This is a genomic window from Moorena sp. SIO4G3 (assembly GCF_010692305.1).
Classification (GTDB): Bacteria; Cyanobacteriota; Cyanobacteriia; order Cyanobacteriales; family Coleofasciculaceae; genus Moorena; species Moorena producens_A.
The window spans coordinates 1-22,168 of sequence record NZ_JAAHIG010000122.1 but is presented as its reverse complement, the minus strand read 5'-3'; the positions used below and the strand labels follow the sequence as shown (position 1 = coordinate 22,168).

Annotated in this window: 16 protein-coding genes; 8 read left to right on the top strand and 8 right to left on the bottom strand. The window is 44.0% G+C overall.

The window, feature by feature from the left end:
* Window positions 1-109: 109 nt before the first annotated feature.
* Both F6J99_RS21190 and F6J99_RS21185 read right to left on the bottom strand, forming a co-directional pair.
* Window positions 110-196, bottom strand: coding sequence for a helix-turn-helix domain-containing protein (locus F6J99_RS21190; protein ID WP_293115035.1), 87 nt, complete (start codon window positions 194-196; stop codon window positions 110-112).
* A gap of 112 nt (window positions 197-308) precedes the next feature.
* Window positions 309-1,439, bottom strand: a complete 1,131-nt coding sequence (locus tag F6J99_RS21185; protein WP_293115034.1) for an amidohydrolase family protein — start codon at window positions 1,437-1,439, stop codon at window positions 309-311.
* A 253-nt stretch (window positions 1,440-1,692) separates the two neighbouring features.
* On the opposite strand from F6J99_RS21185, the gene F6J99_RS21180 reads away from it, so the two are divergent.
* Window positions 1,693-3,765 carry a tetratricopeptide repeat protein gene (locus tag F6J99_RS21180; protein ID WP_293115033.1) on the top strand — a complete coding sequence of 691 codons (2,073 nt, stop codon included), beginning with the start codon at window positions 1,693-1,695 and terminating at the stop codon, window positions 3,763-3,765.
* Between the two features lie 74 nt (window positions 3,766-3,839).
* Complete coding sequence (locus F6J99_RS21175; protein ID WP_269087039.1) at window positions 3,840-3,971, top strand: hypothetical protein; 132 nt, start codon at window positions 3,840-3,842, stop codon at window positions 3,969-3,971.
* 149 nt (window positions 3,972-4,120) lie between these two features.
* Here the strand turns inward: F6J99_RS21175 and F6J99_RS21170 are convergent, their stop codons facing one another.
* Window positions 4,121-5,455 carry a glutamine synthetase family protein gene (locus F6J99_RS21170; RefSeq protein WP_293115032.1) on the bottom strand — a complete coding sequence of 445 codons (1,335 nt, stop codon included), beginning with the start codon at window positions 5,453-5,455 and terminating at the stop codon, window positions 4,121-4,123.
* A 518-nt stretch (window positions 5,456-5,973) separates the two neighbouring features.
* On the opposite strand from F6J99_RS21170, the gene F6J99_RS21165 reads away from it, so the two are divergent.
* The 5 genes from F6J99_RS21165 to F6J99_RS21145 all read left to right on the top strand — a co-directional run bounded on the left by F6J99_RS21165 (window position 5,974) and on the right by F6J99_RS21145 (window position 12,283).
* Complete coding sequence (locus F6J99_RS21165) at window positions 5,974-6,363, top strand: RidA family protein (RefSeq protein ID WP_293115031.1); 390 nt, start codon at window positions 5,974-5,976, stop codon at window positions 6,361-6,363.
* Window positions 6,364-6,807: 444 nt separating this feature from the next.
* Window positions 6,808-7,506, top strand: a complete 699-nt coding sequence (locus tag F6J99_RS21160) for a PEP-CTERM sorting domain-containing protein (protein ID WP_293115030.1) — start codon at window positions 6,808-6,810, stop codon at window positions 7,504-7,506.
* A gap of 1,247 nt (window positions 7,507-8,753) precedes the next feature.
* Window positions 8,754-9,020, top strand: coding sequence for a hypothetical protein (locus tag F6J99_RS21155; protein ID WP_293115028.1), 267 nt, complete (start codon window positions 8,754-8,756; stop codon window positions 9,018-9,020).
* Entirely contained in the window at window positions 8,953-10,185 is a 1,233-nt protein-coding gene (locus tag F6J99_RS21150; RefSeq protein ID WP_293115026.1) for a FlgD immunoglobulin-like domain containing protein, read from the top strand. Before F6J99_RS21155 ends, F6J99_RS21150 begins: the two co-directional genes overlap by 68 nt.
* A gap of 4 nt (window positions 10,186-10,189) precedes the next feature.
* The gene (locus F6J99_RS21145) at window positions 10,190-12,283 is read left to right on the top strand and encodes a ferritin-like domain-containing protein (protein WP_293115024.1); all 2,094 of its coding nucleotides are present in this window, start codon (window positions 10,190-10,192) and stop codon (window positions 12,281-12,283) included.
* Between the two features lie 93 nt (window positions 12,284-12,376).
* On the opposite strand, the gene F6J99_RS21140 is transcribed toward F6J99_RS21145, so the two are convergent.
* From F6J99_RS21140 to F6J99_RS21125, 4 genes are all read right to left on the bottom strand, one after another.
* Window positions 12,377-13,543 (bottom strand): catalase, encoded by a 1,167-nt coding sequence (locus F6J99_RS21140; protein WP_293115022.1) that lies wholly within the window; start codon window positions 13,541-13,543, stop codon window positions 12,377-12,379.
* Between the two features lie 202 nt (window positions 13,544-13,745).
* Window positions 13,746-15,314, bottom strand: a complete 1,569-nt coding sequence (locus F6J99_RS21135; protein WP_293115020.1) for a peroxidase family protein — start codon at window positions 15,312-15,314, stop codon at window positions 13,746-13,748.
* A gap of 102 nt (window positions 15,315-15,416) precedes the next feature.
* Window positions 15,417-16,718: a transposase gene (locus F6J99_RS21130; protein ID WP_293115018.1), complete on the bottom strand. Its 1,302-nt coding sequence runs from the start codon at window positions 16,716-16,718 to the stop codon at window positions 15,417-15,419.
* Between the two features lie 129 nt (window positions 16,719-16,847).
* The gene (locus F6J99_RS21125) at window positions 16,848-18,635 is read right to left on the bottom strand and encodes an ABC transporter substrate-binding protein (RefSeq protein ID WP_293115016.1); all 1,788 of its coding nucleotides are present in this window, start codon (window positions 18,633-18,635) and stop codon (window positions 16,848-16,850) included.
* A gap of 898 nt (window positions 18,636-19,533) precedes the next feature.
* Here F6J99_RS21125 and F6J99_RS21120 point away from each other — a divergent pair.
* A complete protein-coding gene (locus F6J99_RS21120) occupies window positions 19,534-20,901 on the top strand; it encodes a hypothetical protein (protein ID WP_293115014.1) in 1,368 nt (455 codons plus the stop codon).
* Between the two features lie 205 nt (window positions 20,902-21,106).
* Here F6J99_RS21120 and F6J99_RS21115 read toward each other — a convergent pair whose 3' ends face one another.
* Window positions 21,107-21,964, bottom strand: a complete 858-nt coding sequence (locus F6J99_RS21115; RefSeq protein ID WP_293115012.1) for a hypothetical protein — start codon at window positions 21,962-21,964, stop codon at window positions 21,107-21,109.
* Window positions 21,965-22,168: the final 204 nt, after the last annotated feature.

The window sequence follows — 22,168 nt, the reverse complement described above, 5'->3', positions numbered from 1 at the left end:
CACTCCAATTTCGAGAGGGCAGAATTTACATCTGCATGGTTATCAAGTTGTCAAGGTTCTTTTAGTCCCTTGCGGCTAATCCCCCTGAAACCCTTTCAGGTTAAGGTTTCTAGCCAACGAATCGCACTAGCCATCTGTCCATGATGGTTATCTGTTCGTCACTAGGCTTGATTCGATAGGAGTAGGTTAGGAGCATGATGTTATTGTACTACAAGCGCGAGAACCATTAGACCCTGTCGAGCAATTCCCCTCCCGTTAAATCACGCGATTATAACGGGAGACCCCTTGCCCGTTTAGTTGGAGTTTCATCAAGAACCATTAGCCCTATAAAGCACACGAGCATTATCACTCAAAATCCCCATAGCAACTGACTCCGCCTCCTTAGCAGTCAAATCCCCATCCTCAATTGCTCCTTCCAAAACCTGTGCCAATACTATCCGTGCCCACTTGGCTCCCAAGTAATATAATTCCGGGATATTGTGAGCATCAGAAGAATACATCAGTTTACTGGTTGGGACAAATTCCAATAACTGCTGCACCACACTACGCATCCCAGCTACACTTAAAAAAGGCACCGCTAACCCGAAATCTAAATACACCTGAGGATAGACGGCTGCTAAATAACCGGCTTCTTGGGTATAGGGATAAGAGCCATGCAGCAGAACAATCGGAGCGTTACGGAAGCGTTGGTCTTCCAAAAGCGATCGCATATAAACTGGATTAGCCAGCGGTAAGTCTAAATCTGGGTCACCAAACCCTGTATGAAACTGCACAGGTAGTCCATGTTTGGCAGCAATTTCTAGGGCTTGGGTAATCAAAAAATCAATTAAAGGCTTATCTACGAGCCGCAAGGGTTTTCCCCTCAAGACTTCTTGCTTGAAGCAATCAAAACATTCCTTAGCTACCTCCTGTGGTATCAGTTGGATATCCAAACCTGTACGATAGGCAGCAACACTCTTGAAGCCTACCACTTGTGGTGGAGGTGGATCAATGTTGTCGCGGAAATGGTCTAGGAAGGTAGCAAAGTCATCTATCTCACGGATGAGATTTTCTGCTAGATATTCCAAACGAAGGATCTGCTTTACTGGCAGAAATTGTTCATGCCATTCTCTAGGAAGAATCTCATTTGGCAAAAAACCATCATCTAAGAAAATTGCTTCTAGTTGAGATGATTGAAAACACTGCTGGGTGAGTTTTTTTAAGCCCAATTTCTGGCGATGTTCAAGAATTGCCTCTTCCTGTGGTTCACACTCTAAGAGTTGGGAAATATCCCGGAGGCTTCGTTTGTAGAAAAGGCTGTTACGGGCATGATGATTAATGATATCAGGATCATAGGCTTCACTGAAGAAGGCAGGATAGGGATAATTAGCAGCAGCTTCAGGAGTTAGCAGGTTGTGAGCGTGTTGGTCAATAGCGGTGATAGTCCACAGGTTAATCATTTCACATTATTAGATGGTACAGATAATTGTCTGGAAGTTAGGGTAAGAAGATTTTTATTGAACCACGAAGGCACAAACTACCCGAAAAAGTCTAGGGACTGTTTCGAGGATTGGTAGCGATCGCTTTGCTTGGTGGTGGGGTAAAACATGTCGATGGTGATACCTGTAACTGTCTCTTTGGCAGGATTGCTGGGAATATTATGAGTGTAACCCCTAATTGTAAGTCAACTAGAATACTCCTTCAGCACCAAAGATGAAAAATTTACCGTTTCAAGTAGTCGTATCCCTAGCTACTTTGATCACGACAAGTATGGCTAGTGCTAATGCTGAAACTGTCGTTGCTCAGATGGATTTTGACCGCCGTAACGCCTTGACAGAGAAAGTTGCTGCACAAGGGAGAATGATCAATCAGTTGTGGCAACAAGCCAGTCAGTTACGAGGAATTGGTAAGTATAGTGAAGAGATTACGATACGGTCGCAGATTGTAAAACTTCAGCCAGACTCTTTCTTAGCTTGGTATTGGCGAGGGGATACCTTGAGTAGCTTAGGCCAGTACGAAGCCGCGATCGCTTCCTATGATCAAGCAATTAAAATTAAGCCCAATTACCTTTTAGCGTGGTTTGAGAAAGGCAAGGCAAACCATAAACTAAAACGATACGATGCGGTGATTACGGCCTGGAAGCAAGCACTTTTAATTCAAGCCACATCAGAATTTGAACAGCAGCTGGTCCAGACAATTATTCCCAAAAAAATTGCCAGTGTGCTGCTTTATGATTTGAAACGGTATTCTGAAGCGATCGCATTTTACAACCAAGTACTGGAAGTGGATGCCAAGGCCGCTTCAATTTGGATTGACCGAGGCACGGCTTTTTATCAACTCGGTCGATATGAAAAAGCAATCACGGATTGTGACAAGGCGATTCAGCTTGATGCTCGAAACTCTCTGGCTTGGAAACAGCGAGGATTTGCCCTCTATCGCATCGGTCGCTACAAACATGCGATCGCTTCCTTTAAAAAAGCAGCAAAATACGAGCCTGACGATGTGGAAGTCGCTGGATTACTGACAGTTTTAGAAACTTCAGGAGAATCTCAAGGGCAGTTACAAACTTCACAGCAGAGACTGGTTGCAGTTCGCACTGAGATCAGCACGGCTGAAGAAAAACTCCTTCTCCTTCGTAGTAAAACTCAGACAGCAACAGCACAGCTTGAATCTTCTCAAGTTCAAGTGCGTCAATCTCAGCAGCAGTTAGTTGCTCTCAGAGGCGACATTAAAAGCGCACAATCACAACTAGAATCTTCTCAAGTAAAAGTGCGTCAATCTCAGCAGCAGTTAGTTGCTCTCAGAGGCGACATTAAAAGCGCACAATCACAACTAGAATCCTCTCAAGTAAAAGTGCGTCAATCTCAGCAGCAGTTAGTCGCTCTCAGAAGCGACATTCAAAGCGCACAGTCACAACTAGAATCCTCTCAAGTAAAAGTGCGTCAATCTCAGCAGCAGTTAGTCGCTCTCAGAGGCGAAATTAAAACTACCCAAGAACGGCTTAAATCCTTCAAGGCAGAACGCCAAAGTTTAGAAAAGAAACTAGTGGCTGTGCGAGGGGAAATTAAAACTTCCCAAGAACGGTTAAAAGCCTCTCGCCGTGAACAACAAAGTTTTGAACAGAAACTAGTGGCTGTGCGAAAGGAAATCAAAACTTCTCAAGAACGGCTAGAAGCCTCTCGCCGTGAACAACGAAGCTTTGAACAGAAACTAGTGGCTGTGCGAGGGGAAATCAAAACTTCTCAAGAACGGTTAGAAGCCTCTCGCCGTGAACAACGAAGCTTTGAACAGAAACTAGTGGCTGTGCGAGGGGAAATCAAAACCTCCCAAGAACGGCTAGAAGCCTCTCGCCGTGAACAACGAAGCTTTGAACAGAAACTAGTGGCTGTGCGAGGGGAAATCAAAACCTCCCAAGAACGGCTAGAAGCCTCTCGCCGTGAACAACGAAGCTTTGAACAGAAACTAGTGGCTGTGCGAGGGGAAATCAAAACCTTACAAAAACAGCGAGACACTTTCCGCACTGAAGTACAAACATCACAAGAGCGTTTAGTTGCTCTTCGAGGAGAAATACGCAGTTTGGAAGAGAATATAAATGTATCTCAGGGAAAATTACGTCAGTTAAACGATAAAAAGCAAGTTGCAGCGGAGAATCTACGTGTTGCAGAAGTTCAGTACTGTGGTTTACAAGAAAAGCTGAGTGAATTGGAGGTAGCAATAAGCCGAATTAGGGGTACACAACAGGCATCATACGAAGTGAAACGTTGCCCTCTTGCTAATAAAAGATAGGGACGGTTGCGATTAGTTCAAGTTGGATTTTTTATCAGATCATATCCCCTTTTTAATTTAAAATAGAAACAACTATGCATAAGCATTCAGCTATCAGCTTAAAGCTTCTGCTAGCACCTCAAGTAGCTTGCGTGGCACAGGCTTTGGCCTTGGCCAAAAGGCCACGCGGGGCGCGTTTGGCCACGCTGTGCGAACGACGCGCTTGAGGTAGCGCATTAGCTGACGGCTGAATGCTTAAGCAGGTGCACAAAATTAATTACACATTTCATAAAACTCAAAGCCTTACAATGTAAGAGTTACAGAGATTGCGAGTAGGTAATTAATTCTGTGTAGGTGTTTACCAATATCAATTGATTCAATATCGCTCTAATAAAAGCTCGACTTCTTCCTCCAACTCAAAATCTTTCATTGCCTCCCACTCGGCTTTCCTTACCGCTAGATAGGCTTGAGCCAATTCTACTCCTAAGGCATCCAACAGTAATTGATCAGCACTTAAGTTACCAATCGCTTCCCCTAAAGTAGTTGGCAATAACTCAATACCCCTCTCACTACGTTCTAATTCTGTCAAATGTCCTGGATCTACCACCACGGCTTCTCCCAATTCCAAACTGTTACGAATTCCATCCAAGCCAGCCGCAATTACTGCTCCCAAGGCTAGATAAGGATTAGAAGAAGCATCAACAGTTTTCAGTTCAAAATTGCTTGGACTTCCACCGTCTGGGTTACTCGGTACCCTAACCGCAGCCTCTCGGTTATCGATTCCCCAACAACGGAACGCGCCACTCCAACAATGAGGGCGAATCCGTCGATAAGAATTAGTACTGGGTGTGGTTAGTGCCATTAAAGCAGGTAAATGCTGTAAAATTCCAGCAATAAACTGACAGGCGACTTGGGAAAGTCCCCCATCCCCTTCTGGATTGAGTAACAAGTTTTTCCCATCCCGCCATAGGCTGAGGTGGAGGTGACAACCATTACCAGCTTGGTCAGCTAGGATTTTGGGCAGAAATGAGGCAACCAGGTGATGTTGAAATGCGATCGCTTTTACTGTCTCCCGGAAGGCTATTTGTTGATCTGCCGCTGGTAGGGCTTGGGTATATAATATAGAAATTTCCTGTTGACCAGGACCACATTCTGGGTAATACTGCTCTACGGGCATCCCTTGCTCCACCAAGGCTTCAGCAATTTGGTCAATCACCTGCTGATGTTGATCCATTGCCAGCGTCGAGGCAAATACGGTATTGTCTACCGGTAGAATCCCCTCAGGGGTTGGCTGCAGCAGGTAAAACTCATTTTCAAATGCAGCAACCACTTGTAAGCCCTCACTTTCCGCTTCTCCTACCATCCTTTTGAGGAAGTTTCGGGGACAATAGGGCCATGGGCTACCATTGTTGACCATATCCCCAAACACACGGCCATGACCAGGAGCATAGGGTAAGGAGGTTAAGGTTTCCCAATCCGGTACTAAGCGGATTTCACCGATGGGTCCCAAGCCACTGCCTGGGACTGGGACATCATACATCACCGGTAGAGCTTGCTGGGCTGCTGAAATGCCCACACCGTGTTTGAGGTAGTCTGGTAAGGTTTTCCGGTGGACTGCTTTACCACGGATTATGTTAGCATTGTCGCACCAAAGGATACGCACAAATCGAATACCTAGTTGATCTATAGTTTTCAGGATTTTATTATTCATTCACATACGCCTTTTTTTTAAATTATTAGTTTTTGTGGTGTTTAACTAGTAGCAAATATCCTCTCCAAAATCTAGATTCAGTATATAATAATTAATGGTAAATTGTTACTATTGTTAATAGTTAATGGTTACAGTAATTAAGCATAAATCGGGTTTCTTAATATAATTACTGGATTTCAGCCTTTGATTTATAACCAGTTTGACTCCGTGGGTGGAACGGGCATCTTGCCCGTTTTATTTCCAGACTGGCGGTCTCAACAGTGGCGAAAAGGTAAAAAATGAGGGCTCGCCCGTCTTCTGTGCGCACCCTACGCACTACTGATAATCAGGTGCATTGATGACATAGCACTTTCTTGCCCCTCATCCTACTAATACCACTATTACCCATCATCCCCCTATTCTTGACCTCCTCACTACCAAGATCAAGACTTATCGGTCAGGGATAAGGCTGAGATGGGAATCCTCAAACTGTTATCTTGGAATGTGTTAACTTGTCCATCCTGGAACGACTGAAGACTATGACACGAAACATTATCCGTACCCCCAATGCCCCAGCACCTGTAGGACCATACAATCAAGCGATCGCAGTCAGCGGTCAAATGATTTTTGTAGCTGGTCAAATTCCCCTTGACCCTAGCACCGGTGAAATTGTTGGTGGTAATGATGTAGCCAAGCAGACAGAACAGGTAATGGCTAATCTTGAAGCTATCCTAGTCGCTGCTGGAGCTAAAATCCCAGACATAGTCAAAACCACGGTATTTCTGGCAGATATGAATGATTTTGCGAGAGTAAATCAGATCTATGCCAAATACTTTAACGAGGAAGACGCTCCAGCTCGTGCCTGTGTTGAGGTTTCCCGACTACCTAAGGATGTTTTAGTCGAAATTGAATGCATTGCTGTGATCTAGTCTTGTGGAAGCTGCTATGGCGTTAGCTGAATAAAAATAACTAACTGATGACTAAGGATCTGGGGGGGCGACAAGGGAGCCAAAGTACTTGCCAGCTCTAAGTTTAAGGTCACTATGAGGCCAAACTTATGATCCCAAACTATATATAGACAGTCATGAGAATATTTTCAATTACTGAGAACTCAATCCCTGATTCTTTCATCCAAGTGGTCGAAAAATCGGGTTTATTTATAAGTTTGGTAACTGAATTGAATAAATCCAGACCAGATAATGATTATAGCCGAACTGTCACCCCCTCAGGTTCTGATATATAAAGATTTTAGCAAGATTTTTGTTCTCATCTGTTAAGTAGATAAAGATTATAACAAAATTACTTCTGCTATAGATTAGTAGATCTAAATGAACTATATGATGAACTACGAAAATAATTTGTAGTCAACAGCAATGAAAACCTTATTAGCAACTGCCATAGGAACTGTATTACTGACAAGTACTGCCCAAGCCGCAACATTTGTAGATACCAGAGAAGCTTTAAACCCTAATGATTTCCTAGATTGGTCTGAAGTAGCTGAGGTTGTTGTAGCACCACCTTTTCCCACCCTACCTAACCCATTTTCAGCTACTTCAGCGGTCGGTCTTGATTTAAATGTCAGCATCCCTGCTGGAGAGTTTCTCCGTATTGATCAAACTCCTGTTTTCCCTGGTGCATTTGATGTAGGGGATGCGCTTCTGTTTACAGGTCTTGCTAATCCTGGTCCACTGACTATTACCTTTGATACTCCAGTCTTTGGTGTTGGGACACAAATTCAATCCGCTCCTATAGAAATTGTTGACTACATAGCAACAATTGAAGCCTTTGATAGTTTCGGAAATAGTCTAGGAAGTTTTGAACGTCCAGGTGTCAGCCAGATGGTTGCTGGCAGCGGCGTGATCTTTACTGGCGTGTTTGATAGCAGTGGTGACATCAAAACCTTGGTGCTGAATGCCAAAGAAGAGGGCGTTGATGTACGTTTCGCGATTAATGCACTGAGTATCACGTCTGTTCCTATCAATGTTCCCGAACCCTCAGTGATATTGGGACTTTTAGTTATTGGTACGGGGAGTATCGTTTCCCGGCTCAGAGGCTTGCCAGAAAACAACTAATATGGAGTCCGGTTGAATACTTATAATTATTCGGTGTTCGTTACTTGTTACTTGAAAATTTCAAATTGGCAAGTAACAAGTAACATGTAACCAGGGTAAACGCCTCTATAGCAATCCTATCTGATTCGTGAAAGAAATGGGCTGCTTTAAGGCAGAAGGCAGAAGGCAGAAGGCAGAAGGGACAAGAGTTGGAGCTAGTTTTTAAAAAGTCCAGTGATTTTACAAGCGATGCAGAGGTGCGACCCGTGGCGAATTTAATTCGCCTACGGAAAAAGCACCATTACGGTCTTGGGGGTTTCCCCCATGAGCGACTGCATCAAGACAATGATTTAGGATTGCTATAAATTTGTATAATAAGTTACAGCCACAAGGTAAACAATAGTATCAAAAATCTAGAATCGACCGGTTTATTGTCAACAAGCCCGAAACATTGCTCAATTATTTGCGATGTTATCCTTGGTGGATTTGAGAGTACTCGAAATTATCGTTGCTTACGCAAATGCTCCTTTGATTTTTGTTCAAAGTCAGATGAGTTTTCGTGTAAGCATATGCGCTACGCGCACGCTGCTTGAGGTGCCGTGAGCTAAAAGCTCACGCTACTTGAGGTGCGGTCAGCCGTCAGCAGTCAGCTATCAGCTTGTAGGGTGGGCAAAAAGCGATGCAGCGCGGTCTTGGGGGTTTCCCCCATGAGCGACTGCATCAAGACACAGTTTGATTGTTTTGAGTATTCTAGATTATATTACTTGGCCCACCCTACTTTAATTCTGATAGCTGAATGCTGAATGCTGAATGCTGAATGCTGAATGCTGAATGCTGAATGCTTACGTTTTCGTAGGGTAGCGCGCCGCTACACCGATTCCTGCACCGATCGCGCTATGTGAACTTTTATCAGTCAACCAGCAAAACAGTCTATAGACAAAAACGAGTCTTTTTGCTCATTTACTCATATGCCTCATGGCTAGCGATCGCTTGCTAATGACTTTCTGGATCATTAATTTTTTGGAAGTCCCTAATCTTTATTACGGGAATGATGAGTGAAAATGATTAATAATAATTGTTTCTTTGTCTAAATAAATATTACATTTAAATAATCTCTTGTCACTGGTGTTGAGCTGAAGATGTAATCTTAAAAAGATTAGAGAATAAATCAACCCAATACAGTTGTCTTTTATGACAGACAAAAAGGTCATCAAAGATTGCGAAAAGCGTTTTAAAAACGGCAATGTTTGGACAGATAGGGGGTTAACATGAACTTGAGAGACAATGGCTATCGGTGGGTGGCTACACCAGCACCATTGGCCGGTCGTTATGACGATATTTTTTTCATCAATCCTAATGTTGGTTGGGCTGTTAACGGGAATGGACAAATCCTAAAAACCGAAGATGGCGGAGGTCACTGGAAGATCCAAGAACAGTTACAGGGAGTGTCAATTTCGCTGTATTCATATGCTCGACGAACAGATCGGTTGGGTTGGTTGCGTAACCCCAAGGAAACAACTCTACCACACCAGTGATGGCGGTAAAAACTGGGTTTTAGTAGAGAACTTGCCAGCCGATGCCCCCTCAGCCGTTTGCGGACTTTGGGTACTTGACCAAGAGAACGTATTCGCATCAGGAACCAACTACCCCGAACGACCGGCACGCTTCTTCAAAACAAATGATGGCGGTCAAAGCTGGTTTGTTAGGGATATGGAAGATGTGGCTACCCTTCTGGTGGATATCTACTTCAAAGATGACCAGACAGGTTGGGTTGTCGGGGGTCGTTCGGTGCGGCCTAACCCCCGTCGTTCTGATGTTGTGCCTACAGTCCTGAAAACAACAGACGGTGGCAACACTTGGCAAGATATGCTCGGAGATATCAATGTTCCATTAGGGGAATGGGGCTGGAAAATCCAATTTTTAGATGACGATCCGGAATTTGGGGTAGTTGCCTGTGAGAATCTGAAGGCAGGGGCGATTTTAATCACTGAAGACGGGGGTAACTCCTGGCGACGACAGGAAATTCGCAACAGCAACGGTCAGATGATTAATGAGAACCTGGAAGGTATTGGTTTTTTGAATCGTCAGCTTGGTTGGGTTGGCGGTTGGGGAGATCAAGTTTTTGAGAGCGGTCGTACTAGCGAGACAACAGATGGCGGTTTCACCTGGAGCGACCTGACCCCCGATTGGCCAAAACCCGATCCGGGCTATTCTTGTCCCCCTAGTCCCAATATAGGTCAATATATCAACCGATTTCGCTTTGTTAGCGACGGGTCTGTCACTGTCGCTTACGCCTCCGGTAACACTGTTTATAAATACACCAATCAAGAGTTACACGAGCCAACAGAGAGGGAAGTAGCCAGTAACCGCTTGCTCGGGGCAACGGAACTTCACATCACTGCAGATCAGGTTCTGATTCCCCTCACCGTACCCGAGGGCGCAACAAACTTATCTGTGGTTCTCTATGATCGGTTTGCGGGAAAAGTACGGACGTTGCTAGAGGAACGGAATCCCGCAGAGGGCCCTCGCCCGATCTCCTGGGATTTACGAGATGACAGCGGGCAAAAGTTAGCCCCTGGACAGTTCATGGCGCGCGTCACCTGTGACAACGAATCAGAAAGTCGGCTGATTTTCCCAGAACGCACTGGAGATCGACTCGCCTTAACTGCTATGACTCCCCATGTACTGAGAGAGGACTAATGTGATGACAAAAACCTATGAGATACCCCTAGAGGTTCTGGTTTGTCAACCTCCATCTGAGGCTGCGATCGCAACCCTCAAACTAGCAAAATTGCCCCTGAGTTTTGAGATCGAACGGAACCCGCGAGATGAAGCGGCCTTATTGCTAACGGTCGCAGCCGAAGTGGAACACGCTTTAATGGTTCAGTACCTTTATGCTGCCTATTCCGTGCGCGACGATCAAACAAATCATGAGACAAGGGGACGAGTACGATCGCTCTACCAGCGATTGGCTCAACTAGCACGGGAAGAAATGGGGCATCTGATGACGGTACAGAACTTGCTGCACCTGATTGGCGCTCCCCTAAATTTTGAGCGGGAAGACTCGCCCTTTGAAAGCAAGCTCTATCCATTCCGTTTTAAACTCGAACCCCTATCAAAGCAGTCATTAGCCAAGTATATTACCGCCGAACGGCCTGCCGAACAGGGGGATATTGATGATAAAACATGGCAAAGGCTCCTATATATTGCCAAAATTGCTCGGCGTGCCAATGACGGTCGTCCAATTCAGCATGTGGGAGCGATTTACGAGCGTCTGATAGAACTATTTGGCAATGCAGAAGAGGGACTCAAAGACCAAGACTTTCATACAGACCGAATCGACCTCCAAGGCACCTGGGATGATTGGGGCTATGATCAGGGTCTTGGCAGCAATGATAAGTCTGAGTCTCGACGAGTTTATGTGGATACCTTTGAAGGCTCTCATCCCACCACCTTACGCAAAGAGGCGGTCAAAGCTCTCGAAATCATTGCCGAACAAGGGGAAGGCTATGGCTCTACGGTTGACTCCCATTTTGAGCGATTCTTTCAACTTTACAAAGATTTTGAAAAGTTGAAGAATGAGCGGGTCGAATTTGTCTGGCCAGTAGCAACTAACCCTAGCACCAAGCCGCCGCGTACCATATTGGGGAAAAGCAAGCTTGAGGAGTATATCCGTGCTGCGTTTGAGGAACGGGGCTATATTGCCAACCCTCGCGCCCGTAACTGGGGACACCTGTTCAACTTACGCTATCGGTTACTGCTGGCTTTTTTAATCCATTTCTTGAGAATAACGGGTCGTCGCTATGTATCTTCAGGGCCCGATAAAGGCGATCGCACTCCGCGCGGCCTGTTGCTATTGTGGGCCTTCGATGAAATGCGCCATCTGAAGAAAATTGCCCAGAAAATGGTGCGGCTGCCTCTAAAATTATACAATGGGGTGACGGCCGGCCCTCCTTTCCAGTTGCCCTATACCCTCGATCTGCCAGATTTAGAACGGGATCGTTGGCGAGTCCATTTAGATGTGGTCAAGGCTTCATTAACCCTAGTGGAGAAAGCGCTTCAGGATGATGGGAGTCCCGACCAGAAAGACCCCTTTTTGGAGGATTTGCAGAGGTCTGATCGGGGACGGGTAAGCATTTTAGAGGCGTTGGCTGCGGGTCAGTCTATCCCCACCCATGCTCGGACAGAATCTTTCCAAAAGGTGGCTCGCATTCTGGAAGAAGCAGTGCGGGGGTTTTCTATCGATGCCCACAGCAATTTCTGGGCGGGAATCAATCGCGAGCAATTTGTGCAATTGCATATGTTTAATCGGCCTTTTCTCCGTCGCAATGAAGACAACTGCAACCTGACCGCAGAAGGATCGGAACTAGTAAGTCGATTAGAGAGTTCTAGTAAAACTGGCAAAATGCCCCGCTATCGACCGTTAGTAGATAGTTCCAGACAAGAGTTTGTCCGCGAGTGGATTGATGCTCAAGCACCAGATAACGAGCCACCAGGACAGATTGGTGTTCACCACGAACGAGAACCCAACCTTGAGCCCCTGCCATCTTGGGAACAGTTCCGAAAATCTGAGCGGGTGGGGTACAGATCCGATATTAGACCACTATTTCGAGATTTTGATCTCGAAACACTGCAACGGTTAGACGGTATCGATCTCAATGATGTAGAAAATGTTCGAGCCAATGGGGAAAAGCTTCGAGAACGACTTAACGAAGGTTCTCTCCCTTATGATGCTTGCTGGTCGGACGAGCTAATCGATCTGTTTGAGCGCTGGATAGATAGCGGTATGGAGAATTGAGGTTTAGGGTTACACTACTTGTTACTTGAAAATTTTAAATTGGCAAGTAACAAGTAACAAGTAAAATGCAACATGTATGCTTAACTTGAAAGACTAGTAGTTGAGTCCCCGTTTTTGATAACGATACTTAGCCACAATCGGATAAACTACATTACGGAGCCGGTTGAGAGCTCCCACAGGACGATGAACTACTAAGCCATTCCACGGGGAAAATCGTAGGTTTTCAGCAGAGTCGTATTGTTTGTCAAAATCGATGATCTGATGCTTGACGGTAAGGCGACCAACGGTAAAAAATGGTGACTTCTTCTCACTCCAACGAATTGTGACATCATCGATGGACATTTTCGGATTGGTTTGGAATTGGATACCAAAGTCCCAGCAATACAGGGCATCGGTTTTCGATAGTTGTTCGATCAGCTCGTCTCGATAGTAATTGTCCGGTTTGCTTTCATCCAATCCCAGAGCCTTGGCGCGATCGAAGAAGGGAAGTTTGGGAATACCTGGTCGGGACTGATATCCCATGCTTTGATGGGGAGGCTGGCATGAAACAGGGGTAAAGGCGTATTTGATCACGGCGGGATAGTCAACAGGAACTAAGCCCGGTTGAGACTGATCAAAATCTGGTTTGAGTCCAAGGGCATAAGCAGAACCACTCCAATACCGTTCTGTTAATAAACTCTTTGGGGTTCGAGCTGTTACTTTAGCTAGGGCTAGCAATTGCCTGGGATGAGTCCTGAGCCACTTTTGGGCAGCTTGCTCTGACTCAACTATGGAGCCAAAGAATTCATAATAATCTTTGATGGTTTTGATAAAAAAGATCTTGGCATTTTGAACAATAATATCTTGAGTGTTTGGCTCGTAGCTTTGTTCAAAGCTTTCTCCTTCAACACCAATCACTTTCACAGACATTGAGCGTGTGTCTGAGACATAGTCGTTTTCAACATTTGTTCGCCCATTGGCAAATCGTAGCTGAACAGGATATTGTTTCGGTGTCGCAAAAAGTCCTTGCTTGAGGGAAATCCCATTGAGTTGCTCTTGAGTAAGCCGAGTTCGTTTCCCTAGTTCGGTCTTAATACTCTGTTCATCAAAATCAAAAATTTCTAGGTTTCCCTCCACCGAGGCGTGGGTTTTGGCATGGGTGTCTCGCAAAGCCCGTTCTTCATCCTTGTAAAGCTGATCCATCTGAATCCTGACTTGTTCGGCTACAAGGTCGTAATAGTTTCGTTCGTCCTTTTCGGGATATTCTGTAAATAGCTTCATGGTTATTTTTTATAGAAAAATTTTGAGGAATTGGTTGTGATAAAAACTCCTTGAGGATACCAGTGGGTTTGATCGGGTACTGTCAAATTCTGTGAGCAGATAGCTGGTGATTGAGACTCAAATTTTACTTAACCGGTGATTTTTAAATCAGAGAGCTTTAATTTCTTGTTGAATTTTTCCTTGACAATACCCGATGCCTTGCTTACGGATTGTCAAATGTTACTTTATAGCTTTTATCCTGCTGTTGAGTATTGCGGTTTACCACATCTGAGAGAGTATTGGTGTTTTGTATTACTTCCCAACCGACCGGGGAAAAGGTTTCTTCGTTGAAGATATTTTCTGCCAACAGGGGATTGGTCAATGCTTGGGAAAAGGCATCAACTGCTATCATTCGGGTAACCAGGGCAGCTACTGCTGCATTTGGTGGCACATCCTCGGCATAGAGTCCCACATAGAATTCAATCTTGTTGACATCACCGTATAACCGTTTTAGTTCCCTTTGAGTATCTTCATCCCCTGTGATCTGATCGAAATCCGTCACCCGAGGAAACTGACACATTTCCCGGTAATCATTGTAGCTAGCCAGTTGAGCTTGACGACCTAAGTCGAGACTTGCCAATTCAACAGGTATTAGGAATTCTGAGGTGTTAAACAAACCAATTTTGCTGCCTGCTTGGGAACAGGTCTCCTCAAACAATGGTCCCAAGCCTTTATTGATCAGCATTTCATTATTCCAGAGGCTATCCACCATCGGAATTTGCTTGCTGTCATAGGTCAGAGTTTCGGGAAGGGCACTGTGCCAACGATATACCAAACTAAATTCTACTGTCATCCAATTCTGGCGATACCATCTCTCATTGGTAAACGCTGGGGGATCCACAATGAAATTAAAGTGATAGGAGGTAATGTGATTAACATATTCTTCCACCACAATTTTCATGATTAACACCATCACGATGTTTCTGGCCGTTTGGAAGAGTCGCTCGTCATCCCAATCGGGATAATGCTTAGCCAGTAAATCACACAGGCGATTGTGTTCCCTCAGACACAGAACGTTATGCATTACATAGCCAATTTGGACATTGGCTCGTTCTACACCCATGGCAAATAGTTTGGCTTTCTTAGCTGGGTCTAGTCGCTTCTCATCATTGAGCGGTTCATACAACCCGTCAAACTCTGGTTTGACCACTCCCTGTTCTGGATCGTCGTAATAGAAGAGAGGATATTCTTCACCATTGATAATCTGGCTTTTCAGTTTCCCGCCCTGATTGGATCTCAGCATGTCTGTAGATTTTCTGTTCAACCCATAGACGGGAGATAAATCGATGCCGTGGTTAGAGGTATTCTTTAATCTATTGTAGCGATCAGTGCGCAGAAAGCCGTCGGTAAACCACTGCACCCAATAGGGAAACAGCAGGGTAGATTTCTCGGAATAGATGGTTTTCCCCTCTTTTTTGCGAAACAAAACAGCAAGGTCTTCGAGAGGGGGAAGGTTCCCTGGTTTGTTGAACTCTGGATCGGGGGGTAAATGTCGTCCGATCCAGGTTCGGTCTGTTAATGAGTCCCAAGAAGTATAGGGTGCCATCGCACTTAACTTATGGGGACGAGTGGGCATTTTGTAGACGGCATTGTTAATGATAGTTTTGTTGACTTTACGTCTGAGAGAGTCGTTGCTTTGAATAAAGTCCCAAATCCAATTGAAGTTGTTTAACCCAAAGTTTTCTAACTGGTTCCTAAATCCGTCTCTAGATGTATTCCTTTTTTTTGCCATCGAACTAGTTCCCTTTTACTATTTACCTTTTGTGTATAGCAGGATTACTTGTGCCAATAGTTATTGTTAAGAGTTGTTACCTTTGAAGTTACACATTTGTAATTATAGTGTTCTCTGTGACATACTCCCACACTTACCCGATCGGGTAAGTGTGGGCTTCTCAGCGACTCCCGGTATCCCGTCGGACATTAACTGAGCTTTAAGAACGGGATGCCCCACCGCTCTATTTTTTATATTGTTCGCGTAGCGTCGGCTGAGGCCGAAGGCCACGCTTCGCGAACGCCGAATCGCTGCATTGTGGTCACGGTCAAGACTGCACCCACAATGAGGGCAGTCGTGCCAGCGAATATGCAGCTTTTTGGGTACTTTCTCTCCACAACTGGAGCAATTTTGTGAGGTGTTATGAGCACTTACTGGGACAACCAACAAACCAGCATTTAAGGCTTTGTTTGTCAGTATCGACAGAAAGCTTGACCACCCAGCATCCAACACAGATAATGCCAATTTGGTACGAGCAAGACCTTTGACATTCAAAGTCTCATGAGCAATAACGTCATACTTTGACAGCAATTGATTAGCTGTTTTGAAGTGGAAGTCTTTACGCTTGTTAGCTACTTTTTGATGTTGTTTAGCTAACAACTTAATAGCCTTGAGTCTACGATTACCACCCTTCTCTCGACGTGATACTTTTTTCTGAATAAGCCGCCGTCTTTTTTGAGCTTTACGGTAGTGCTGAGGTATTGTAACTGTTTCACCACTCGAAGTAGTCAAAAAATCCTTTAGACCAACATCAATACCAATGATTAAGTGAGGATTGATATCTGTTTTAATTTCAGGAACGGTCTTATCCTCAAGAGAAAGTGTAACGTACAATCCGTCAGCTTTTTTACTGATAGAAACCGTCTTGATTTTGAACCCGTCAGGAATTTGACGATGCAAGACAACCTTAATCTTACCCAGTTTTGGTAAGTCAATGCGATTACCTTGCAAGCAAGATTGTTTGATTTGAGGGTAGGTGAAAGTTCTGTAACGACTGAGTGGCTTAAACCTGGGTTTGCCACTTCTTTTGCCGCTACTATCTCCGATCAAGAATCTGTCAAAGGTTAGCTTAACTCTCTTAACTACATCCTGTAAAACTTGAGAATGAATATCCTTATACCAAGGTCGCTCTTGCTTAAGTTGAGGCAGAGTCTTCTTTTGAGAGTAGTAATTAGGGTTGATTCTTAGTTGAGGCAAGTGACAAATCAGAGGACAGGCATTAACAGGTGAGCGATTTTGCTCATACCAGTTGAATCTATCAGCCAATAAGTAATTGTATTGAGCGCATAACATTGACAACCATCTGTCAATTAATGCTGCTTGTTGCTGAGTCGGGCGCAATCTGTACTGATAGGTTGTTCTCATGGCAAATCACCTCCCTTACCATTCTACTATTTCCGACAATTAATATTCAATATGAATCGAAAGTTGCTGTCCGCCATTCATCCCACGCTCACCCTACGGGTTGAGACGTGGGGCATAAGAGCGGTTTAGCTAAATCTTATCCACAGTTTCAAAGGATTCTGAACCCAGTGGACTGGGCTTCCAGCCTTGAATATTGGCGCGCTTACCTAAAAGCGGTTGGGAGTGGACAATGGGAATGCGCACGGCTTCTTCAAATAAAATTTTATCGACTTGGCGATAGATTCTTGCTCTAGCATCCTTGTCTTGGGTCTTACGACCGGTTTCCAATAGCCGTAGGATTTGGTTATTCTTCCAACGTCCAAGGTCAGCGGTAGCATTAGGTCCGAAGTGGGAATAGTAGAAGTTATCTGGGTCCCCATATTCCCCAGTCCAGCCCAATATAAATCCTTGGAAGCCAGGAGACTTTTGTCGGTCTTTGAGATAATCTTTCCAGGGTTTGGTTTTTAAAGTAACCTTGATGCCAATCTTACCTAAGTCATCAGCTATTGCTTGGGCGATCGCTTTGGGATCAGGATAGTAGGGGCGGAAAATTTTCATATACCACAGTTCAAGGTCAAAGCCTTTGGCGTAGCCAGCTTCCCTCAGCAGTTGCTTGGCTAGCTGTGGATCATATTTATAGCTACCAAAATTGGGTGACTCAGACCAATCGAGGAGGGGTGGGGTGAAGTGAGCATCACTCTCTCCTAAACCCTGCCAATATTTTTCGACAATCTTTTGGTGATTAATTCCTAATGCGATCGCAATCCTTACTTTTTGTTTGGACAGGGGTTTGTAGTTGGTATTGAGGGATAGATATCCGACGTTGAAGGAGGGACGGAAAATCGATTTGAGGTTAGCCTCACCAACTAAATTTTCTAATTGCTTAGGAACTAGGTCTGAAGTGAAGTCAATCTCTCCAGATTTCAACATGGTCAGCCGCTTCGCAATATCCGGGATGAACCGCACGATTACCTTTTCTGCTTTAGGTAGGTTTGGTTTCCAGTAGTTTGGGTTTTTTTCTAGGATAATTTCCTTGCCATTACGCCACTCTTTGAATTTAAATGGACCTGTCCCTACTGCTAGAGATGAGTCACGACCATACTTAGAACCTGCTTTCTTGATGGCTGTTGGGCTAGCGATACCAAAGTAGCCTGACCCAATCATAGCTGGAAAAATGGTTAAGGGCTGTTTCAGGACAAATTGAATTGTATACTTATCTTTGATGACTATCTCTTGTAATAGGGATTTAGACTTTCCCTTGAAGCCACCAAATAAATCAGCCCAAATTTGATACTTTCTGTCTTTATCGCGATAGCCATATTTGTTTCCCGGGTCCCACCAACGCTCGACATTGAACTTAACCGCTTCAGCATCGAAATTAGTCCCGTCATGAAACTTCACTCTTTGGCGCAGTTTAAATGTCCAAACTCTGCTATTGCGAGATGCTTCCCAATCAGTAGCTAATCCCGGTTCCAGTTCAATCGTTCCCAGCTTGTATTCCACCAGGCGATTGTAAATTTGTTTTTGGACAACCAGGGATTCCCGGTCGCTGATATTACCTGGTTCTAGGTTTTCTGGTTGTCCCACTGCTCCGTAAACGATAGTCCTGCCCTTGGAATCCTTAGGAGGTTTAGTTGGAGTAGGAGTAGGAGTAGGAGTAGGAGTAGGAGTAGGAGTAGGGCTGGGACTAGGGCTGGGAGTAGGAGTAGGAGTAGGAGTAGGAGTAGGAGTAGGGCTGGGACTAGGACTCTCAGAAACAGTAGGAGTAGGACTGGGAGGGGTATTTTGACCAATCCAATTAGAAGGGCTAACGCAGTTAGAGAGAACTATAGTTAGGACAAAAGCCACAAGCAACAGTATGGGTCGCCATCGCCTCATTGATAAAACTCCTTTATATTGCGGCTGTTGCCAAGAATCGGTAACTAATAGGCATTAGTGATTTGTGATTAGTTTTTATTGACAGGACTTACCCTTGCTTGTGTTCCTCAACGCTAATTTTAGGGGTGCAATGGTTGCGTTATCACTATATGTAGTGCAACTGCTTAAGTCCTGATTGATTTATGTTGATTTGGATAGATGATCCCATTATAAAAATAATTCCCGGACTTTTAGGGGTTAATTGCGTTATTTAAACTTTTTGTGTTATCAAAAAAGTCCCTATAACTAAAGAAACAATAACTATGGTAAAACCTATACCTGCCCTGGGTCCCCTAACTCTCTAACTAAAGAGAGAGCGATAACTGATCCAACCCTACAGTCAGTGTCCAAGGGCTATAACTCCGCAACAGTTCTACAAGTAATGGGAAATGATCCATCAGGTGATTGTTTGTATCTGTTCCGGTTCTAAAATCTAAAACCAAACACCATTAACCAAACACCAAACACCATTAACCAAACACTTAACACCAAACACCAAACACCTAATTATGAGAAAATGTTAAAAAAATCAGTCGAAATTTAATTTTTATAGCAGTTAGAGTTATAGGATTAGGATTGCATAGCCTGTAGGAGCGCTTAAGCGCACTTGGCAATTGCCGCTAATTTTGTGTCCATAACCCCTCATCAAAACAGGGTGCATTTAGCATATCCCATGAGTAACACTTGTGGGATAGGGTCTTGACTCTAGAGCAGTTCTTATGGTTAACTACTCATAGTTAAGCACGAGGGTAGCAGCGGGCAAGGTTTGTCCTACTCCTAGACGGAGATAGGTTCATTTTTAATGTCGCTCTTTTGTAAATTGTAATAAGTCGTAGTTAGGTCTGTATGGAGTAAGCATATGGATGTTGCTGTTGCGAGCAAAAGGTTAATTAGTAATCACACCCATCAAGAGGATGAATTGAACTCAAGCGTAAACTCAAATGCGATCGCAAAATCAAGCTCTATTCTGGACTTGATTTCCTCAAATTCCGATCAAGTAAGGGTATTTGCCTTTGATATCCGAAGCCAACCTCACTTTCAGGGCAAGAATACACTTGAACCTTGGGCGTCACGAGCCCTAGCTGTAGCTGGTTCAGACGATGTCGTGATGATTCCTGGAAATCTGGATGCAGAGTACTACGACTGGCTGAAAAATCTTGGCTTAGGACCCCAGAAAGTCTTTGCCTTCAACCGTGAAAATGAACCAGCACTGCTCTCAGAGCTGATAATGCAAAAAGCGGATGAAGTTAGAGCATTTCTTGCATCTATCGGAAAACCTTTGGTGTTTGTTCCCTATTATTCGGCAGATGTAGATAAAGAGGCGGCGTCAACCATTGATGCCGTTTTTTTTGGCTGTGATCAGTCTATTACCTTAAAGTATTTTGACAAGTCCACCTTCAAGTCCCTGTGTCAGTCTCTTGGTATTCCCACAGTACCAGGAACTATCCTGAGTAAATCATCAGACTCTGAGGATTTTGAGACAGAACTGCGACAGGAAATCTTAGGTTGGCTTAAGGATTATGAGACGTTACTGATCCGGGGCGCACAAGGCTCTGTAGGCTCATCACTTTATAAAGTTAACAGCAGTAACCTTGAGACTCATATCCCACAAATGCTGGCATCGACAGAGAGTTGTTTTTTAATTGAGCCATTCCTCAAAGTCATTACATCCCCCAATGACCAGTGGATGATTGGCAGCAATGGAGAAATTGCTCATCTGGGCATAACATGCCAGCTGTTTCATGGGTTAAAACATATCGGTAACGTGAAAGGAAAACCCTATTCAAGCCGGATAGAAGGGTTAATTCGCGATTACTCCTTCAAAATCGCCCAGCAGATGCGAGATGATGGCTATCTTGGCATCTTAGGCATCGATTATATTGTCACAGATCAAGGAATATTTCCGATCGAAAACAACGCCCGACTGAATGGATCGTCCTTTGCGTTTTTTATTCTTGACAAGTTGTTTGGTTCTAGTGACTACGATGGATGCTGGAAGGTGTTGAGACTTAAAATCGAACCCTGTAGTTTTAGCACCCTACGGGAAAAGATTGGTTCCTTAATCTACCAGGGTAATAGTACTCAGAATTTTGTTTTTCCTTATGAATTTGACACCTTACAAACTCAAGGGGATGTTACTCTACTAATTGTAGCTGAGGATTTACATCACCTGGAATACGTTGAGAAAGAGCTATTATCTAAACTAGAAATAGCAGCTTTTAATTGAACTAAGGATTGATATAAAAAAAATCCGGCAATCATCAGATTAATTTATCCATTTACAGGGGAAATGGTAAACCTAGACATGTCAATTAGGCATGTAAATTTATTCTAGGCTTTTTCCATTTTCCATTTTTCCTTTTCTTTTTTACCTTTTCCGTTATTGATTTTACATTAATTAAATCAAACAGATGATTATAGTGATTCATAATCTAAAGTAAATCAATATGTACATTATCAATAGCCCAGTTATCGAATCCAGAACCACTATGGTTAAGCTGTAGCCAGCGGAACTGAGTAGCACTAGTTATAGCATCGGTGTCAATGCTCTGAGTAATAGTTGTCCAACTGATGTAGTCTTCTGTGTCATACAAACCTAGTCTTACCCAAGAGATACCGCTATCAATGGAATATTCAAGAGCGATATCTTCCCCAGAATCGGCATTCTCCCCTCCATTATTACTATTACCAATGATATTACCAATGATTAGGTCAAAGGAAATAGTACCGCCACGGGAAACATCTAGGGCTTGGGTAATAGCATAACGGGAGTTATCTTCTGCAGAACCGCCATCAAACCAAAGGGAGTTACCATCGCCACCAAAGTTGGTATTAACTTGACCATTGCTAATTTCTGCCCATTGGTTATTATCGCTATCCGGGTCAAAGTCATCTTCAAATATCAAGCCATTCAGTGTCAAGTTATCAATTAGCAGCCCAGAATCAACGGTAGAATCGGCCATATCCACAACTCCTATACTGAAGGTAAACGTGCCAGCTGTTGTAAACTCGTAAGTAAATGTTTTGTAGCCAGTTTGTGAATTAAAAGAAGTCGTGGATGCGACAAAGTCACTAGTTGTATCTGCTAGTTCCAACACGTCCCCTGAAGAGATATAGACAAAGGCAAAATCGTTATAAACATTGTTAGAGGTGTTCTCATTGGTGATGAAGTTCCAATCAAACCTCAAAATGTCCCCAGCTTCTACAGTAATTGGTATGAATTTAATAGCTGATCCTTGATTAACATTCCCATTGCCTAGTTGATCTAACTCTGCTGTATTTAACCCCAAGAAGTTTTCCAGTTGAGCAATGCTGACAGACTGGTTTCCATTGGTAATTAATGCTTGGTAGGTTCCTTGAGTTGGGAGGCTGGTTTTGGATTGCCTTTGGGTAAGTACAAAGCAACCTCAAACTTGGTTTCTCCGGATAACCCTAGAGGGGATTGACGGCGGCGACCGGAAAGGGTGATGACTTGCTCTGTGAAGTTATAAGGA

Coding starts and splice junctions, on each gene's coding strand:
- F6J99_RS21125 (WP_293115016.1), bottom strand. CDS start 18,635: ATGAGGCGATGGCGACCCATACTGTTGCTTGTGGCTTTTGTCCTAACT.
- F6J99_RS21150 (WP_293115026.1), top strand. CDS start 8,953: ATGCTCGACGAACAGATCGGTTGGGTTGGTTGCGTAACCCCAAGGAAA.
- F6J99_RS21185 (WP_293115034.1), bottom strand. CDS start 1,439: ATGATTAACCTGTGGACTATCACCGCTATTGACCAACACGCTCACAAC.
- F6J99_RS21175 (WP_269087039.1), top strand. CDS start 3,840: ATGCATAAGCATTCAGCTATCAGCTTAAAGCTTCTGCTAGCACCTCAA.
- F6J99_RS21155 (WP_293115028.1), top strand. CDS start 8,754: ATGAACTTGAGAGACAATGGCTATCGGTGGGTGGCTACACCAGCACCA.
- F6J99_RS21160 (WP_293115030.1), top strand. CDS start 6,808: ATGAAAACCTTATTAGCAACTGCCATAGGAACTGTATTACTGACAAGT.
- F6J99_RS21135 (WP_293115020.1), bottom strand. CDS start 15,314: ATGGCAAAAAAAAGGAATACATCTAGAGACGGATTTAGGAACCAGTTA.
- F6J99_RS21140 (WP_293115022.1), bottom strand. CDS start 13,543: ATGAAGCTATTTACAGAATATCCCGAAAAGGACGAACGAAACTATTAC.
- F6J99_RS21170 (WP_293115032.1), bottom strand. CDS start 5,455: ATGAATAATAAAATCCTGAAAACTATAGATCAACTAGGTATTCGATTT.
- F6J99_RS21120 (WP_293115014.1), top strand. CDS start 19,534: ATGGATGTTGCTGTTGCGAGCAAAAGGTTAATTAGTAATCACACCCAT.
- F6J99_RS21145 (WP_293115024.1), top strand. CDS start 10,190: ATGACAAAAACCTATGAGATACCCCTAGAGGTTCTGGTTTGTCAACCT.
- F6J99_RS21180 (WP_293115033.1), top strand. CDS start 1,693: ATGAAAAATTTACCGTTTCAAGTAGTCGTATCCCTAGCTACTTTGATC.
- F6J99_RS21190 (WP_293115035.1), bottom strand. CDS start 196: ATGCTCCTAACCTACTCCTATCGAATCAAGCCTAGTGACGAACAGATA.
- F6J99_RS21130 (WP_293115018.1), bottom strand. CDS start 16,718: ATGAGAACAACCTATCAGTACAGATTGCGCCCGACTCAGCAACAAGCA.
- F6J99_RS21165 (WP_293115031.1), top strand. CDS start 5,974: ATGACACGAAACATTATCCGTACCCCCAATGCCCCAGCACCTGTAGGA.